Annotated in this window: 16 protein-coding genes; 8 read left to right on the top strand and 8 right to left on the bottom strand. The window is 61.2% G+C overall.

Going from position 1 to position 15,202, the window contains the following annotated elements; genetic code table 11:
* Positions 1 to 38: 38 nt before the first annotated feature.
* The 5 genes from LAC81_RS23440 to LAC81_RS23420 form a co-directional block, all read right to left on the bottom strand.
* Positions 39 to 1,553, bottom strand: a complete 1,515-nt coding sequence (locus LAC81_RS23440; RefSeq protein ID WP_223729568.1) for an ethanolamine ammonia-lyase reactivating factor EutA — start codon at positions 1,551 to 1,553, stop codon at positions 39 to 41.
* 3 nt (positions 1,554 to 1,556) lie between these two features.
* On the bottom strand, positions 1,557 to 2,795 hold the full coding sequence (locus LAC81_RS23435) for a cupin domain-containing protein (RefSeq protein WP_223729567.1): 1,239 nt from the start codon (positions 2,793 to 2,795) through the stop codon (positions 1,557 to 1,559).
* A 160-nt stretch (positions 2,796 to 2,955) separates the two neighbouring features.
* Positions 2,956 to 3,687: an IclR family transcriptional regulator gene (locus LAC81_RS23430; RefSeq protein WP_223729566.1), complete on the bottom strand. Its 732-nt coding sequence runs from the start codon at positions 3,685 to 3,687 to the stop codon at positions 2,956 to 2,958.
* 251 nt (positions 3,688 to 3,938) lie between these two features.
* Positions 3,939 to 4,712: a class II aldolase/adducin family protein gene (locus tag LAC81_RS23425; protein ID WP_223729565.1), complete on the bottom strand. Its 774-nt coding sequence runs from the start codon at positions 4,710 to 4,712 to the stop codon at positions 3,939 to 3,941.
* Positions 4,713 to 4,787: 75 nt separating this feature from the next.
* Entirely contained in the window at positions 4,788 to 5,105 is a 318-nt protein-coding gene (locus tag LAC81_RS23420; protein WP_223729564.1) for a non-heme iron oxygenase ferredoxin subunit, read from the bottom strand.
* Between the two features lie 226 nt (positions 5,106 to 5,331).
* Between LAC81_RS23420 and LAC81_RS23415 the strand changes: the two genes are divergently transcribed.
* The 7 genes from LAC81_RS23415 to LAC81_RS23385 all read left to right on the top strand — a co-directional run bounded on the left by LAC81_RS23415 (position 5,332) and on the right by LAC81_RS23385 (position 11,665).
* Positions 5,332 to 6,618, top strand: a complete 1,287-nt coding sequence (locus LAC81_RS23415) for an aromatic ring-hydroxylating dioxygenase subunit alpha (RefSeq protein ID WP_223729563.1) — start codon at positions 5,332 to 5,334, stop codon at positions 6,616 to 6,618.
* A gap of 84 nt (positions 6,619 to 6,702) precedes the next feature.
* A complete protein-coding gene (locus LAC81_RS23410) occupies positions 6,703 to 7,224 on the top strand; it encodes a hypothetical protein (protein WP_223729562.1) in 522 nt (173 codons plus the stop codon).
* 80 nt (positions 7,225 to 7,304) lie between these two features.
* Positions 7,305 to 8,135 carry an IclR family transcriptional regulator gene (locus LAC81_RS23405; RefSeq protein ID WP_223729561.1) on the top strand — a complete coding sequence of 277 codons (831 nt, stop codon included), beginning with the start codon at positions 7,305 to 7,307 and terminating at the stop codon, positions 8,133 to 8,135.
* Between the two features lie 2 nt (positions 8,136 to 8,137).
* A complete protein-coding gene (locus LAC81_RS23400) occupies positions 8,138 to 9,142 on the top strand; it encodes an FAD-binding oxidoreductase (RefSeq protein ID WP_223729560.1) in 1,005 nt (334 codons plus the stop codon).
* A gap of 29 nt (positions 9,143 to 9,171) precedes the next feature.
* Positions 9,172 to 10,122 (top strand): LysR family transcriptional regulator, encoded by a 951-nt coding sequence (locus LAC81_RS23395; protein WP_223729559.1) that lies wholly within the window; start codon positions 9,172 to 9,174, stop codon positions 10,120 to 10,122.
* 229 nt (positions 10,123 to 10,351) lie between these two features.
* Complete coding sequence (locus LAC81_RS23390) at positions 10,352 to 11,287, top strand: ABC transporter substrate-binding protein (protein ID WP_223729558.1); 936 nt, start codon at positions 10,352 to 10,354, stop codon at positions 11,285 to 11,287.
* A 177-nt stretch (positions 11,288 to 11,464) separates the two neighbouring features.
* Positions 11,465 to 11,665, top strand: coding sequence for a hypothetical protein (locus LAC81_RS23385; protein ID WP_113537012.1), 201 nt, complete (start codon positions 11,465 to 11,467; stop codon positions 11,663 to 11,665).
* A gap of 154 nt (positions 11,666 to 11,819) precedes the next feature.
* On the opposite strand, the gene LAC81_RS23380 is transcribed toward LAC81_RS23385, so the two are convergent.
* Positions 11,820 to 12,416 carry a HupE/UreJ family protein gene (locus LAC81_RS23380; RefSeq protein WP_223729557.1) on the bottom strand — a complete coding sequence of 199 codons (597 nt, stop codon included), beginning with the start codon at positions 12,414 to 12,416 and terminating at the stop codon, positions 11,820 to 11,822.
* A gap of 167 nt (positions 12,417 to 12,583) precedes the next feature.
* On the opposite strand from LAC81_RS23380, the gene LAC81_RS23375 reads away from it, so the two are divergent.
* The gene (locus LAC81_RS23375; RefSeq protein WP_223729556.1) at positions 12,584 to 13,519 is read left to right on the top strand and encodes a LysR family transcriptional regulator; all 936 of its coding nucleotides are present in this window, start codon (positions 12,584 to 12,586) and stop codon (positions 13,517 to 13,519) included.
* 24 nt (positions 13,520 to 13,543) lie between these two features.
* Here the strand turns inward: LAC81_RS23375 and LAC81_RS23370 are convergent, their stop codons facing one another.
* Both LAC81_RS23370 and LAC81_RS23365 read right to left on the bottom strand, forming a co-directional pair.
* Positions 13,544 to 14,404: an alpha/beta fold hydrolase gene (locus tag LAC81_RS23370; protein WP_223729555.1), complete on the bottom strand. Its 861-nt coding sequence runs from the start codon at positions 14,402 to 14,404 to the stop codon at positions 13,544 to 13,546.
* Between the two features lie 114 nt (positions 14,405 to 14,518).
* Complete coding sequence (locus LAC81_RS23365; protein WP_223729554.1) at positions 14,519 to 15,196, bottom strand: RraA family protein; 678 nt, start codon at positions 15,194 to 15,196, stop codon at positions 14,519 to 14,521.
* Positions 15,197 to 15,202: the final 6 nt, after the last annotated feature.

The following is a 15,202-nucleotide window of genomic DNA, read 5'->3' as shown; positions in this document are numbered from 1 at the left end:
GGACCGCGGCCCGGACGCGCGATGGTAACGAGCGGGCGCTATTGCTTCTCGAAGGCTTCATGGCCGAGGCCCAGGCTCGGAAAGACCAGCGACTTGATCACCACCGGCACGGCACCGGACGTCTCCAGCATTGCGCCAATATCAATGAAATCGAATTCGTCGAGCTTGATGCCGTCGATCGAGATCACCCGTGCGACATTTGCCTCCTGTCGGCAGTGCATGCCGACCAGTCCGCCGATGTCGCCTTCGCCGACGAGAATGAGCGGGTGGCCCTTGGCAAGGATCGGCGCAAGGCCCATCAACACCCCTCGGCAGAAGCCATCGAGCCGTCCGTAGCTGGCGGAGCCTTCCCACTCGTAGCAGAGCCCAACCGGGCTTTCGCCTTCGACAAGGTCGAGCCTTGCGAGCGCGTCGCTCACGGCCTCGGCGATGGCGCCGGTATCGATTTCCTCGCCAAGGGCGAGCGATGGCTTGATCACGGGGACATTGCGGATTGGCAGCGACCCCAAAGGTTCGACGTAAATCGTGCTGCCGCTGACCTGCACGGTGTATTGCGACGCGCCGACCACGGTCGCGCGGATACCCTGCTGCGGGACTTCCAATGCCGGTGGCCAACCGGCAAGCTTCTTTCTCAGGGCCACCGCGAGCAATGGGCCGAGATCACCGAAACGCTGTTCTTCTCCTGCATATAGGAATTCCGAGACGCCGCCGGATATGGTCACGACATCCGGAAGCGGCCCCGCCGGTAGGGCCGGGAGGCGGAGCAGGGCCGTTGTTTGCGGCCGCATTGATCCACCCTGCATCGTCTCGAACAGGCAGTCGACCATGGTGTCGGCAATCTTGCCTGCGTCCGCCTCTGCAAGAACCGCTCCAAGGACGACAGCAACGCCGGCCTGGGCCGCAAAGTATTGGCCGGCTTCCTCGATGCGGGTCACGCGGCGGTCGTCGTCGAAGGCGATGACGCGTGCGCCGATGTCGATTGCGGTGATGTGTCGGATCGAACCGCCTTCGCACAATGCGAGCTTCGACGTGCCACCGCCGATATCGACGTTGAGTACGCGGGTACTTCCCTTTGCCGAGCGCGCAACGGCGCCCGAGCCGAAGGCGGCGAGCGTGGTCTCCAGGCCATCGCCTGCGCTGACGACCACGAATTTGCCGGTCTGGGCAGAGAAGATGTCACCGATCGCGCGCGCGTTGCTTCTGCGCACGGCGACACCGGTCAGGATAAGGGCGCCGGTATCGATGGCGTCAGGTGTCAGACCGGCCGCTTCATACTGCTGTGCAATGAAGGCGCCGAGCGCGTCGGCGTCGATTTCGTCGTTGCCTCGATAGGGCGTCAGCAGGACGTCCGATTGGTGCAGCAACGTGCGTTCGACCACCATGTAGCGGGTGTCGAGCCGCTCGAGCACGATGCGCGAGAAGGCGAGATGCGAGGTGGAGGAGCCGATATCGATGCCGACGCTTGTCAGCACGATTTCGTCCTCCAACTCCATGCTCCGGCCGATGTTCGAAAAGAATATGCGGCCGCCCTGTTCTTCCTTGTCGTCGGCCATGGGTCAGACCACGGTCGACAGCTTCTTCGAGGTGTCGGCCGGCTTTTCATACCATTCCGGCTTCATGCGCACCTCCACGTCGTTCTTCTTCAACAGCGCCTCGTATTCCGCACGGATATGGGGATCCTCCATCCAGTAGGGGATTGCGGTGCCGCCCTCATTGACGTCGATGGCCGTATAGTCGGTGTGCTTCTCGCCGGGTGCGCCAGGGTCGCGGCCAGGGTTGTGCGGGCCAAACCAGGCCGTGAGGCGGAAGGGTTCCTTCGATACGCTGAAATGTTGGTGATACCAGCGGGCGCCGCCGGGGGCGGCGGTAACCATGCCGTATGGGCCATAGTCCAGCCGGCGCACGCGATGGCCGTGGCCGTCCTTCCAGGGATTGACGCCGCATTCTTCCGGCCAGGAGTAGGTGTAGCCTTCGCCCTTGAGGCAAATGAGGATCGCTGCCGACGTATGTGCATGCGCCTTCGAGTAGCGACCATTTTCGTGTTGGCCGATCCAGTAATAGAAGGCGTTGTTGGTCATGAAGGGCTCGACGCGGCGATAGCCGACGGAACGGCGATTATCGAGGGGCAGGTCGCAATTGACTGCGTCGGGCAGAAAATTGGTGCGGCGCATGGCAAGGCCGCGCACCGGATCCGGCTCGATCTCCTCTCGGTATTTGTAGAAGTCGTCCGCGCCGGAGAAGCGATCGCGGAAGATGAAGGGGTTGTTGAAGACCGCCTCGACGTTCTGGATCTGGTTCAGCACATTCGGGGCCGTCGTGCCTCCAAGCAACAGCGCGGGGCTGTTGGTGGCGTTGACGATGCGGTGCATGGCGTTCATCGGGATGGAGAACATCGAGCCCTCCTGCCATTCGAAGACATGCTTCTTGCCTTCGCCTTCGATCCAGACCTCCGTCGAGCCACGTCCTTCGACGACCAGATAGATCTCCTCGTACATGTGCTTTTCGGCGTTCAGTGCGCCCGCTGCCGGGACTTCGACGAGATGGCAGCCCCACTTCGTTTCGGTGCCGTAGAGCTGGATATACGTGCCGCGACCGCCGGTCCGCTTCCAAGTCGTCAGCGGCAGGTTCTTCACATTGGACACACCGAGATCACGGAAGACGGGAATGCCTTCGCTTTCCATGAACTGATCATAGGGGGTGGGCTGCTTCTTGAACTCGCCAAAGCCAGCCTTTTTCGTTCCGGCCGGCTCATGCCAGTGCGTGCCGGTTCCGCCGCCAAGTGGGTCCTGATGCATCGTCGTCTCCTCTCAAATCCGGTTTCAGGAGGGGATTCGATGCATTGCGCCGCACGGCAGCGATCAACCCTCTCCGGTTGGAGAAGGACGCTAAACAGATGCCCATCGGTGCGGTAGCGCGATTTCGGAAAGGGCTTGTTTCTGAGGGGAAGAAACAGGATCAGCTGTAGGCGATGGTCTTGGAGATCACACCGGCGCAAAAGGTAACGCGTTCGGCGATGTCCTCGAGGGACCGCGCCTGGATTTGACCATCGGGCAGTGTCAGGCTGAGGCTGCCGATGATCTCGGACTGGGCATCGAAGACCGGGGCGGCGATGCCTGTCACACCGGGTGTGACGTCGCCTCGGGTGCTCACCCAGCCGCGTTGGCGCTGTTCGCGCAGCATCGCCTTCGCATCCTTCAGCGTCGTGCCAAACCCCGCTTCGGCGAACTCGCCCGGGGCCTGCCCGTGAAATTTTCGCAGTTGATGATCGGGCAGATAGGCGAGGATCGCGAGCGAAGCTGCCCCATGCAGCAGCGAACGTCGACGGCCCCGTTCATAGCTGGAATGGATCAGGTCGGTGCCGCTTTCCTGGTGCACGCACATCACCTCGAGGCGGTAACGGCGGCACAGGAGTGCAATGCCGCGAAACTGAGCCGCCAACTCCTCCATGACCGGCCGCGCTGCACGGATCAACACGTCGCCCGTGCGGATCTTGTAATCCAGCTCGACGATGCGCGGGCCGAGCATGAAGCCGACCGATGGAAGCGAGGTCAGCAGTCCGGCGTCCGTCAGGGTCTTCAGATAGCGGTAGAGCGTGGATCGGGTGTAGCCGAGCCTTTCATGCATTTCGTCTATGGTCACGGTCACCGCGTTCTCCTCGCCGTCGAACAGATCGAGGAGCCCGAGCATCTTTTCATGGCTATTCAAGCGAGGTGGCTCCCCGAAATGGCGAAAGGAGGCCTCACAAATGGACGAAAAGCGGGGCGATGTCGCAACGGCATGTCTCTCAGCTCGGGTTTGCAAGCGGCGAGAACCGCCGCCGCGCGGCCGCCGGCGCCGGGAAGGCGGGTGGGCCGAAGCAGCGGCCATTGTCTGTCAGCATGAAGCGGCCATCAAGCGGTTTCGACAGCCACCCCGCCAGGCCTCGCGCCTGGCGCCGATCAGGCTTCTGACGCCCAGGTCTCGGGGAAGACCCCTTCGCGGATGGCGCCGAGCGTGTAGTAGTTCCAGAGTTTCCGGATGTGGTGGCCGCGGCGGAAGCTGTGCGAGAAGGATTCGATCTCCGCTTCCGTCAGCGGCTTCGGCTTGCCAAGCGAGCAGGCGCGGTAGGCAGCCTCGGCATTCTCCACGAGATGGACGGAATCGATGAAGACCCCACGCACGGTTTCCGCCGTTACGATCTGCCCGTGTGCGCGGATCTGCATGGCGTGATGGTCGCCCAAAGTCCTCACGATCGCTCTGCCACGCTCGGCGTCGTCGACATGCGCGGGGTCAGGATGGACCGGAATGCCGCTCTTCCAGCGAATGGCGTGGTTCTTGAAAGCGAGCAATGGCACGTCTTCGACGAGAGTGAAGACGTTGGTGACGTCGTGGTGGAAATGGGCGATCGCATTTACATCGGGCCGGTGCCGATAAATCTCACAGTGCAGGAAAACTTCGGATGGTGGCCTGACGCCGGACGGGCCGACCACCACCTTGCCGTCAAGATCGCAGATCAGGAGGTCTTGTGGACCGACCTCGGCACGACTTTTGTTCTGGGGTTGAACAAGGAACGTTTCTCCTCCCGGAAGCCGGGCCGATACGTGGCCGCTATACTCGAGGATTTTCATGCTGTTGAGCAGTCGGGTGCTCATGGATACGTCCAGTCTGAGCGCTTCCTCCGAGTGCCCATCCTGCGCGCCCGTCCCGTGTTCCACTAGCTTCGGCTCTGTCATTCCATCCTCCATTTTTGATAAATCCTAAAATATGGGATTTTTGCATAATGACAAGCGGTCGCTGCGATCCCCGAGCTAGACCTCGATCAGCACGTGATCGTTCTCGATGACCACCTTGTAGGTTTTTACCGGGACCATGCACGGCGGTGCGACGACTTCGCCGGTGCGCAGGTCGAACGCGCCGTTGTGGAAGTCGCATTCGATCGTGTGGCCGTCGAGATAGCCTTCCGACAGCGAGCCAGGGCCGTGCGTGCACAGGTCGTCGGTCACATAGAACACGCCGTTGACGTTGAATACGGCGAGGACGAGATCACCCTCCTCGACGCGAATGGCGCTGTCCCAATCCACTTCGCTCGTCGAACACAACCGGATTGTGGTGCATGCCTCGGTCATTTTGCAGTTCCTCCTCTGAGATTCAGGCGGCGCTTGACGACGCCCCGTTGGGCGAGTACGTTCCTTAAAAAGAAACAGCGTTCCGTATAAAGGAACGATGTCAGGATAGACGATCATTCAAGAACGTCAACCCGAATTTCCAGCAGCCAGCCTCTGGCAGCAGCTGCGGATACGGGACGACAGGGAAAACGATGCTGCACGGGCAGCTTCGATCTGGAGGAGAGAAATGCTCAAGAAGGAACAGAACGATTTACTGACCCAGACGGGTCCGGGCACGCCGATGGGCGACATGTTCCGCTGCTACTGGATCCCGGCGCTGCTTGCCGAGGAATTGCCGGACAACGATTGCGCGCCAGTTCGGGTCAAGCTGCTTGGTGAGCGTCTGCTGGCATTTCGCGACAGCGAAGGGCGCTACGGCCTCATCGACGAGTTCTGTGCGCATCGCGGCGTCTCGCTCTGGTTCGGTCGCAACGAGCAAGGTGGCCTGCGTTGCCCCTATCATGGGTGGAAGTACGACCACACCGGACAGTGCACGGAAGTTCCTTCGGAGCCGAAGGAAAGCGGTTACTGCGGCAAGATCAAGCTGAAGAACTATCCGCTGATCAAGATCGGAGACATCCTGTGGACCTATATGGGGCCGGCCCACAAGCAGCCGCCTCATCCCGAATGGGAATTCTCGCTTGTTCCTTCGGAGCAGACCTTCACGTCGAAGCGGTGGCAGGAATGCAACTGGCTGCAGGCCATGGAAGGCGGCATCGACTCCAGCCACGTCTCGTGGCTGCACAGCGGCAGCCTCAACAGCGACCCGCTTTTCAAGGGCGCGCGCGGCAACAAGTACAATATGTCCGATTCCCGTCCCTTCTTCGAAGTGACCGATAGCGCCGGCGGCCTCTATATCGGCGCGCGGCGCAATGCGGAGGAGGGGCACTATTACTGGCGGGTCACGCCCTGGGTCATGCCGTCCTTCACCATGGTGCCGCCGCGCGGAAACCACCCGGTTCATGGACATTTCTGGATACCGATCGATGACGAGAACTGTTGGGCCTGGAGCTTCGACTATCGTCCGGAGCGCGCGCTGACGCAGGAAGAGCGGCAGGCAATGATCGACGGCAAGGGCATTCACGTGGCCTATGTTCCGGGCACCTATCGCCCTCTCGCCAACAAGGACAACGACTACCTGATGGACCGCGAGGCCCAACGCAAGGGTACCACCTATTCCGGCGTTGAAGGCATCGCCATGCAGGATGCCTCGTTGCAGGAAAGCATGGGGCCGATCGTCGATCGCTCGAAAGAAAACCTCGTGTCGACCGACAACGGCATCATCATGGCTCGCCATCGCCTGATGAAGGCGGCGCGGGCGCTGCGTGACAAGGCCATCACGCCTCCCGGCGTCGATCCGGCCCATCATCGTGTCCGCTCCGCGGCAATCGTCCTGCCGGTTGAAAAATCCTATGTCGATGTCGCCGAAGAGGCGCTCGTCGTCATCGAGGGCAAGGCACCGACAAGCGTCTGATCGAAAGGCGCCGCCGACACTTCTTCGTGGGGGTCGGCGGCGGCAACTCAGGGACATGCGTCTTCGGAACGGAGGAGAAGATCTATGCAGCTCGGAATGAGCGAGAGTGCGCGCTTCAGCACAGCGGAGGAAGCCTGCTTCCGTATCAGCTATCCCAATTCGCGGCCCCGCAAGTCGCGGATCATCGCGTTGGATTCGGCAAGTCTCAAGACACTCCGCGACCTTGCCGGCCTCACCTGGAACGGTGCACGCTTCCTCAGCTACGTGGCGCCCAAGCCGGCGAGCGATACGCTGCACATGCTGTCCGTCGACGCGGAGCTCGAGGACCTGGGGGGCAAACGTTCCAGCCTTGTCGAGGAGCTCGCTGATGCGGACGTGGTGGTGATGGTGACGACGGCCGGCAATGCCGCTGAGGCCGCCGAAGTGATCGGGAATGCCTGTTTCGTGCGCAACAAGCTGGCCACTGGCCTGGTGCTGAGCGCGCCCGACGTAGCCTATGAAGTGCTGTCGCGCACACTCTCCAACATGCGTCCATTCGCGGCCATGCTCGTGATTTCCAATGGTGACGAATATGTCGGCGAGATGCTGAGTGCCTTGAGGGTTTGAGATCGGTCGGGCGGCGTTGCCGGATACCAGCGTAATCGTGTTATGGACGAGCCACGAGCCTACAATCGGATGACCTGATCATGAACGCACCCAAGAAGCAGACTGCGCAGCAAGACAAGGGGCCCGCCACCCGAAATCGCCTTTCGTCGGTGGCGACCGCCATCCACCTCTTGAAGGCCTTTACCGAGAACGAAGCGGAAATCGGTGTGAGCGCGCTCGCGAAGAAGCTGAAAGTGGCGAAGAGCACGGTACACCGGCTTGCACAGACCCTGGTTTCCGAAGGGCTTCTCGAGCAGAACCCGCAGACGGAGCGTTATCGCCTGGGCGTTGGTCTTTTCGCACTCGGCACGCTCGTGCGTCGGCGCATGGATCTGCCGAACGAGGCACGCCCGTACCTGTTCGATCTCAGAAAACTGACCGGCGAGACGATCATTCTCGGCATCCCCTCGGATGGCGAAGTCATGCATATCTACGATCTCGAAAGCCCGCAGGCGCTGGCGATGAAATCGGATCTCGGTGCGCGCAAGCCCGCCCATTGCAGCGCGGTTGGCAGAGCGATCTACGCCTTCGCGAGCCCCGCTGTCGTAGACGAGGTTCTGAGCGGTCAGCTCAAACGGCGCACCCCGAAATCGGTCACGGATCCGGAGCGATTGCGCGCGATTTTCGCTGAGGTGCGCGAGCGTGGCTTTGCACTCGAAGACGAAGAAAACGAACCGGGTATCCGTGGGATCGCGGCACCCGTTCGCGATTCCACCGGTGCCGTCATCGGCGCGGTCGGCATCGCAGGCCCTCTGCAGCGCCTCTCGATCGAGGCCCTTGAAGGATTTTCGCAGCCGCTTCTTGCCGCGGTCGCGTCCATATCATCCCGCCTTGGTTACACGGCGGCCTACCAGCATGACCTAGGGAGTTGACGATGCCGACGATTGCAGTCCAGGGAAGCGAGACAAAGTGGCAGTGCGCAGACGATGATACGATCATGCGATCGGCCCTCAGGGCCGGGCTGGGCTTTCCCTACGAATGCAACGTCGGTTCCTGCGGCAATTGCCGTTTCGACCTCCTGGAAGGCGACATCGTCGAGATGCGCGCCGACGCACCGGGGCTGAGCGAGCGTGATCGGGAAAGAGGACGCCGGCTCGGCTGCCAGGCTCGCCCCTTGGGCGACTGCGTCGTCAAACTCAGGTTCATGCCGCAATATGCGAGCCATTTCCCGCCGGTTCGCCAGTTCGCCACACTTTCGGCCGTTCGCGTTATCACCCACGATATACGTGAATTCCGCTTCAAACTCGATCGGCCGGTCCATTTTCTGGCCGGCCAGTATGCTCTCCTCGACCTTCCGGGCGTGCAGGGCAACCGGGCCTACTCCATGGCAAACATCGATAACGACGCCGGCGAATGGCACTTCCAAGTGAGGCGCGTGCCGAATGGCTTGGCAACAGCCAAGCTCTTCGATGCCCTTCAAATTGGTGAGCGGATTGGCGTCGATGGTCCCTACGGAATGGCCTATTTTCGCGAGGAGGCAGAGCGGGACATCATCTGTCTTGCCGGCGGGTCGGGTCTCTCGCCGATGATTTCGGTCGCGCGTGCGGCCGCCGCTTCGCCGCGTTTTTCCGGGCGTTCCATCGATTTCGTCTATGGCGGGCGTACCGCACGCGACATCTGCGGTGAAGACATGCTGTCGGAGCTGCCGCGTTTCGGTACCGACATCCGCTATCATCCGGTCGTGTCGAACGGCGACGATGGTGCCTGGCCCGGCCATCGCGGCTTTGTCCACGAAGCCGCAGAACGGCTGTTTGGCGACAGGCTTCGCGATTGCGAGATCTATTTTGCCGGTCCCCCGTTGATGGGGCAGGCGATCCAGAAAATGCTAATTGACCTCGGCGTACCGTCGGCCCAGGTTCATTTTGATCAGTTCTACTGAGACGGCACAATCACATGCTGGGACATGCAATGAAGCTGCGCCAACTTGCCTATTTCGTGAAGGTCGTCGAAGTCGGGAACATCACGCGCGCGGCTGAACAACTGAACCTCGCGCAGACCGCACTCGGTATCCAGATCCGAAATCTGGAGGACAGCCTGCAAATCCAGCTCCTAGACCGGCATTCCCGCGGCGTGAGCGCGACGCCCGCCGGAATGCTGCTTTACGAGCGGGCAATCGAGATACTGCAGCGTATCGAGGAAACGCGGCGCGATCTGATCGCGCTTGGGGGCGAGAAGGTCCGTATCCGCTTCGGAGCGACGCCGAGCATCCTGAAGCTGATCGGCACCGAACTGCTTGTCGCCGCCAACGCACAGCTGCCCAACATCGCGCTTGAGGTGGTCGAAGAGCTGAGCTTCGTGCTGACGGATGCGTTGGAACGAGGCGAGCTCGACTATGTGCTTGCCTATGACATCGAGGACAATCCCGGTGTTCGCCGGGTCGCGTTGCTTGAAGAGGAGCTCCTTCATGTCGCCGCGCCAAGCGGCAAGGATGAGGAGGGCGATATCTCCTTCCGCCAGGCCGTCGCCGGTGACCTTGCCCTTGTCTCCAACCGGGACATCATCTGGAAGCGCGTGCAGGAAACGGCGTCAAGGCTCTCCGTCGACGTGAAGATCACCTATCAGGTGCAGTCCAACGAGGCGATCAAGGCTCTGGTGCTGCATGGGGTAGCGCAGAGCATCATGCCCTACGGGATTGTGGCCGAAGAGGTGAAGAAAGGCCTGATCACGGCCCGCCGCATCGCACGGCCGGCCGTGAAGCGCACGCTTTTCCTTGCCCATCCGAGCCATCGTGGCTTTGCCGACGAGAAGCCGTTCCTCGCATTCATTGACCGTATGGTCGATCGGCTGACGGTGTTGGTCGGACCCTATGCGCACACGATCGACAGGCTCTTGCCGGTCGAGCAAGCGGATTTCGTTTGAGCAAGCCTATAGGTTTTATCTTGGACATCGGGTCCCGTGCGTTCGATGATCGGCGCCATCGAAACGGGAGGACGGGAGAGGAAGCTGCGACGGACCGCTGGTAGTCTAACCCATGTGGGGGACTGCTTTCGGTTTGCAGCTCCGTCCTCGGGATGCCAGGGAGAAGATTCTGAGTTCGCTGCTACGTTTGTCGTTCGGTTGTTGGGATTACGACCGGATGCGCCCCCTCATGGACAAGACAATTGCTCCCGACGGTATAGATCTTGTCTTCCTGAACATGCCGGTCGAGGAAACCTTCTTCCGCATGCTGCGTCATCGGGAGTTCGACATCGCGGAGATGTCCCTATCGTCCTATGTGATGTCGTGTTTTTCCGAGCCACGGCCATTCGTGGCCATTCCGGTGTTCCCGTCGCGTTTCTTCCGGCATTCCTCGATTTACGTGAATGCGAATGCCGGCATCAGTGAACCGCGGGATCTTGTCGGAAAGCGGGTCGGAACGCCGGAATACCAGATGACCGCTCCCGTATGGATCAGAGGCATCCTGTCGGACGAATATGGCGTCAAGGTAGACGACGTGACCTATTTCGCCGGCGGTGAGGAACAACCGAACCGACCGGAAAAGCTTCCGCTCGACCTGCCGGAGCATATCCGCTTGAAGCGGCTCGGGCCGGATCAGACCCTCTCGACGATGTTGAGGGATGGTGACATCGATGCGCTCTACACCGCGCGCAAGCCCTCTTCCTATGGCGGACCATCGGGGCAGGTGCGGCGTCTGTTCGAGAACTTCGTCGAGGTCGAGCGGGCCTACTTCCGCAAGACGAACATATTCCCGATCATGCATACGATCGTCATACGCCGCGAACTCTATGAAGCCCATCGCTGGATCGCCCAATCGCTCTACAAGGCCTTTGGAGAAGCCCAGCGCCGCGTCTACCGCGACCTGCAGGAGACGGCAGCCCTGAAAGTCATGCTGCCCTGGCTCAGCGCCCATGTCGAGGAGGCGAGGCGGCTGATGGGGGACGACTACTGGAGCTATGGGTTCAAACAGAACCGGCAAACGCTCGACACCTTCCTTCGCTACTCCTACGAGCAGGGACTGTCGAAACGGCAGCTTTGCGCCGAAGATATCTTCGCGCCGGAGACCATGGAAAGCTTTGTCATCTGATGGCCGGCCTGGGCCGGCCACGATCGCCAGGATCGGTTTGAAAGCAATATCTTGGCCTCGGCAATAATTGCCCTCGCCCTGCCATGCGGTAGCCGCATGGCAGGGCTGTGTGCGTTGCTCTTTTCTTCGTTGCACTGCAGCATTATATGCTTTGCATATACAACGGAGAGATGAGAGATGACGACGATGGTCGCGCGCTACGCAAACACGAACTGGGTCAGCAGCATGTTTGGTGGTTTCAAGAACGGCATGAGCCTGTTCAACGCTGCGCAGGAATGCGCTGCTGCCACGCGCGAACGTCGCACTCCTTCCGCCAGCGCACTTCACACGCTCGGGATCGACGAGGCGGCATTCCGTCGGGCCGTCAAGCGCGCCTGATTGAAGTCTCTAACGTGATCCTTCCGCCATCCTGCTGCGGAAGAAGCGTGAACAGACAAACAAAAAAGCCGCCTCAACCAAGGCGGCTTTTTTGGTGCTAGCGGCGAAGCTTGGTTTGCAACACGCCGCGCCCTGCGGGGCGATCAAGATGCGATCAGATGTATCCCGCCAGAAGGCCGACGCCCGCCAGTGCCATGGCGCCGCCGCCGAAGCGCATGGCGGTTGTCGCACGGCCGCTCAAGCGGGTGATGATGCTGCCAATGCCGATGCCGGCGATATGCAGGAGGGCCGTCGCCGCCATGAAGCCGATCGCGTATTGCTGGCCGGAAGCATCAAGCGGCATTTCGGCGCCATGTGCGTAGCCGTGGAAAATTGCGAAGAGGCCGACAATGCCCATTGCCGCGTCAGTGGGTGCGTTCCACCGCAAGGCAACGACAAGCCCGAGCACGACGACGGATGCAGCGATGCCGGTTTCGACAAAGGGAACGGCGACGCCTTCCATGCCAAGAACGCCACCGACCGCCATCATCGCGACGAAGCTTGCAGGCACCAGCCAGAGTGCGCGCCCGCCAAGGATGGCGGCAAACATGCCGACGGCGACCATTGCGAGAACGTGATCAAGGCCGCCGACCGGGTGCATGAAGCCATGGCCAAGCCCGCCTGCCGGGCCAACCCCCGTGTGAGCATAGGCGACGGCTGGAAGAGATGCGGTGGCCAAGACCAGCAGACCGCTCCTGATTGCTGCTTTCATTTCTCGATTCCCTTGATGTTTCGAATGATTCTGCAGATCCCAGGCGCTCGCCAGCGGCGCAGTTTGTCGTAAGGGGTTACTCTGCTGACATTGAAAATCGGCCATCTCCAAGGGAAAGTAAATTTTAATCTCTTTACCTCCGCATTAAGTTTTTCTATTGTCCGCCTATGAAAAACATCACTTTTCGCCAGCTGAAGTCTGTGCGTGCGATCGAGAAGCACGGTAAGATCGTCGGCGCTGCGAAAGTGCTTGGTCTGACGGCGCCTGCCGTGACGCTGCAGCTCAAGCAGATCGAGGCCGAAGCCGGAATTTCTCTGTTCGATCGGATGGCGCACGGCATGTTTCCGACCGAGGCGGGCCACGCTGTACTGTCCGCTGCGCGCGACATTGAGGAGCGGCTTGCCCAACTCGGTGAAGAACTCGACGCTTTCAAGGGAGTAAAGCGCGGCCACATCGCCGTCGGTGCCGTCTCGACGGTCAAGTACTTTGCCGAGCCGATGATCAGCGCCTTTGCGGCCGCCTATCCGAACGTCAGCCTTGAACTGTTCATCGAGCGGCGGGCCGAAACGGTCGAGCGTCTTCGCAACCGTACGATCGATGTCGCGTTGCTCGGCCGGCCGCCCAGGGAGTTTTCGGTTCGTGCGGCGATCTTCGGCGAGCATTCTCTCGTCGCCGTGAGCGCGCGCCACCATCCGCTGGTCGGAAAGCATGCAATCTCAAAAGCGGAAATTGCGCGAGAGCATTTCTATCTTCGCAGTCCCGATTCCGGGACACGCATCTTCTTCGACCGTTTCATGAGCGAAATCCCCGGACGTGCGGATGGCCCTAACACCGAGATGGAGTCGATCGAAGACATCAAGCGGGCGATACTTTCCGACAATGGTGTGGCCTTTCTCGCCGCCCATAGCGTGGCGGCGGAGGTCCAGGCCGGAAAGCTTGCGATCCTCGATGTCATCGGCCTGCCCATTCGGCGGCAATGGTTTGCCGTCACCCGGACGGACCGAGCCATGACACCACTGATTGCCGCCTTTGAAAAATTCCTCTCAAGCGAGGGGGAAAAGTTCCTGCCGGATTTCTTCGGGTTGGAAGACGCATCCGCCTGACGGGGATGCGTCCCCGGGGGACGATCAGGCGGTGCCGGCGACCTTACGCAGGAACTCGATCACCCGTGCGTTCGTGGCTGTCGAGGTTTGGCCCGAAACCGGGACATCCCAATATTCGGAGCCGGGAATGCACTCCTGGAAGTAGCGAGCGGCGGACGTGGCATGGGAAGCGTCCGCGCCGGGGATGATGAGCGTGGGTATGTCGAGCCGCAACAGATCTTCCGGCTCGGCGCCGGGAGCGGTGTCGCGGTCGAGCAGCGTGCGCACCATGCCTGCGACGAGCACCTTGTAGTGATCGACGTTCTGGCGGACATAGCGAGCGGCGAAATCCTTGTCGTGCCGCAGGACCGAGACCCACGGCCCGCTACGCGGGTCCGCGCCGAAGGGCTTGTTGCTTTCGCCGGCGAGCGTCACGACGGCCTCAAGTCCGTTTTGGTGAACGAAGGCCAGGTGCTCGGCAAAGCGTTGGTGGCCTGCCATGCGGTAACGTGCGCCGCCCACCGGCCAGAACAGCACGTTGCCGAGAACCGTTTCCGGATGCTCGACGGCAAAGGCGGCGGCGACACTGCAGCCCATGCAGCCCCCCATCAGGAAGGCCCTGTCGAAGCCCAGATGTTGCAGCAGCCCCTTGCCCTGCCGCACGTAGTCCGACCAAGTCACCCGCTCCACGCGTCCTCCGGATTGCCCGGTCTCGCGCCTGTCGAAGGTGATGCAGGTAAAATGGTTCGGCAGTTGTTCCAGAAACTGGATCTCGGCATAGATGCCCTGCGTCCGCCATTTCTCCAGCGTCGCGTCAAATCCACCCGGTGAATACATCAACAGCGGCGGTCCCGAACCGAGCACCTCGTAGCGAGTTGCAATTCCATCGATCGTCGTCGTTGCCATGATCAAACCTCACATTCGTTATGCACGGCGTCATCGTCCAGCCGCGCGCATCCCTGGCCGGCGGATGCCGCGCCAGGTTTCCTGTTCGAAACGGACCTGCAGGTCGGCTCGATGCTAAACGCCTTCGCAACCGAGCTTGCGCAGGCAGTCGTCGACCCAAAGCTTCGGGTCGAGTTTGCCGGCGAGCGTGTTGGCGAGCGTCTTTGCCTCTGCTTCGTTCTTGGACTTCGCAAGGGCATGAATCCGGCCGGTGTCATCGTAGGGAACGCAGACCAGGCCATCCTCGTCGCCGAGGATCAGATCGCCGGGTTCGATGATCATCCCTCCGATCGAGATCGGTACGTTGATCTCTCCGGGGCCGTCCTTGTAGGGACCGCGATGCGTGATGCCGGCGGCAAAGACCGGGAAGCTGTTGCTCCTGATCCAGCCGTAGTCCCTGACGGCGCCGTTGATGACCACACCGTGGGTGCCAATGGCGCGCGCGTGGGAGAGCATCAGCTCGCCCACAAGCGCGTTGGTGAGGTCTCCGCCGGCATCGACGACGATCACGTCACCGGGACCCGCCATCAGCAGGGCCTTGTGGATCATCAGATTGTCACCCGGCCTTGTCTTGACCGTGAAGGCGGCACCCGCGAGCACACCGCCGGCATGGAGCGGCCGAAGATCCGGTCCGGCTGCAGCCATGCGAGACATGACGTCGCTGACATTTGCCACGGGAACATCACGAAACAACTCGATCGTTTCGGCGCTCACGCGCCGGCGACGTTCGACAATTCGGAAACCAAGCGTCATTTCCAT

The sequence above is a fragment of the Ensifer adhaerens genome, from assembly GCF_020035535.1.
Lineage (GTDB): Bacteria > Pseudomonadota > Alphaproteobacteria > Rhizobiales > Rhizobiaceae > Ensifer.
This window is presented reverse-complemented; position numbering and strand designations above follow the sequence as displayed.

Coding starts and splice junctions, on each gene's coding strand:
- LAC81_RS23430 (WP_223729566.1), bottom strand. CDS start 3,687: ATGCTCGGGCTCCTCGATCTGTTCGACGGCGAGGAGAACGCGGTGACC.
- LAC81_RS23395 (WP_223729559.1), top strand. CDS start 9,172: ATGAAGCTGCGCCAACTTGCCTATTTCGTGAAGGTCGTCGAAGTCGGG.
- LAC81_RS23375 (WP_223729556.1), top strand. CDS start 12,584: ATGAAAAACATCACTTTTCGCCAGCTGAAGTCTGTGCGTGCGATCGAG.
- LAC81_RS23365 (WP_223729554.1), bottom strand. CDS start 15,196: ATGACGCTTGGTTTCCGAATTGTCGAACGTCGCCGGCGCGTGAGCGCC.
- LAC81_RS23390 (WP_223729558.1), top strand. CDS start 10,352: ATGGACAAGACAATTGCTCCCGACGGTATAGATCTTGTCTTCCTGAAC.
- LAC81_RS23435 (WP_223729567.1), bottom strand. CDS start 2,795: ATGCATCAGGACCCACTTGGCGGCGGAACCGGCACGCACTGGCATGAG.
- LAC81_RS23425 (WP_223729565.1), bottom strand. CDS start 4,712: ATGACAGAGCCGAAGCTAGTGGAACACGGGACGGGCGCGCAGGATGGG.
- LAC81_RS23385 (WP_113537012.1), top strand. CDS start 11,465: ATGACGACGATGGTCGCGCGCTACGCAAACACGAACTGGGTCAGCAGC.
- LAC81_RS23415 (WP_223729563.1), top strand. CDS start 5,332: ATGCTCAAGAAGGAACAGAACGATTTACTGACCCAGACGGGTCCGGGC.
- LAC81_RS23405 (WP_223729561.1), top strand. CDS start 7,305: ATGAACGCACCCAAGAAGCAGACTGCGCAGCAAGACAAGGGGCCCGCC.
- LAC81_RS23440 (WP_223729568.1), bottom strand. CDS start 1,553: ATGGCCGACGACAAGGAAGAACAGGGCGGCCGCATATTCTTTTCGAAC.
- LAC81_RS23420 (WP_223729564.1), bottom strand. CDS start 5,105: ATGACCGAGGCATGCACCACAATCCGGTTGTGTTCGACGAGCGAAGTG.
- LAC81_RS23380 (WP_223729557.1), bottom strand. CDS start 12,416: ATGAAAGCAGCAATCAGGAGCGGTCTGCTGGTCTTGGCCACCGCATCT.
- LAC81_RS23400 (WP_223729560.1), top strand. CDS start 8,138: ATGCCGACGATTGCAGTCCAGGGAAGCGAGACAAAGTGGCAGTGCGCA.
- LAC81_RS23410 (WP_223729562.1), top strand. CDS start 6,703: ATGCAGCTCGGAATGAGCGAGAGTGCGCGCTTCAGCACAGCGGAGGAA.
- LAC81_RS23370 (WP_223729555.1), bottom strand. CDS start 14,404: ATGGCAACGACGACGATCGATGGAATTGCAACTCGCTACGAGGTGCTC.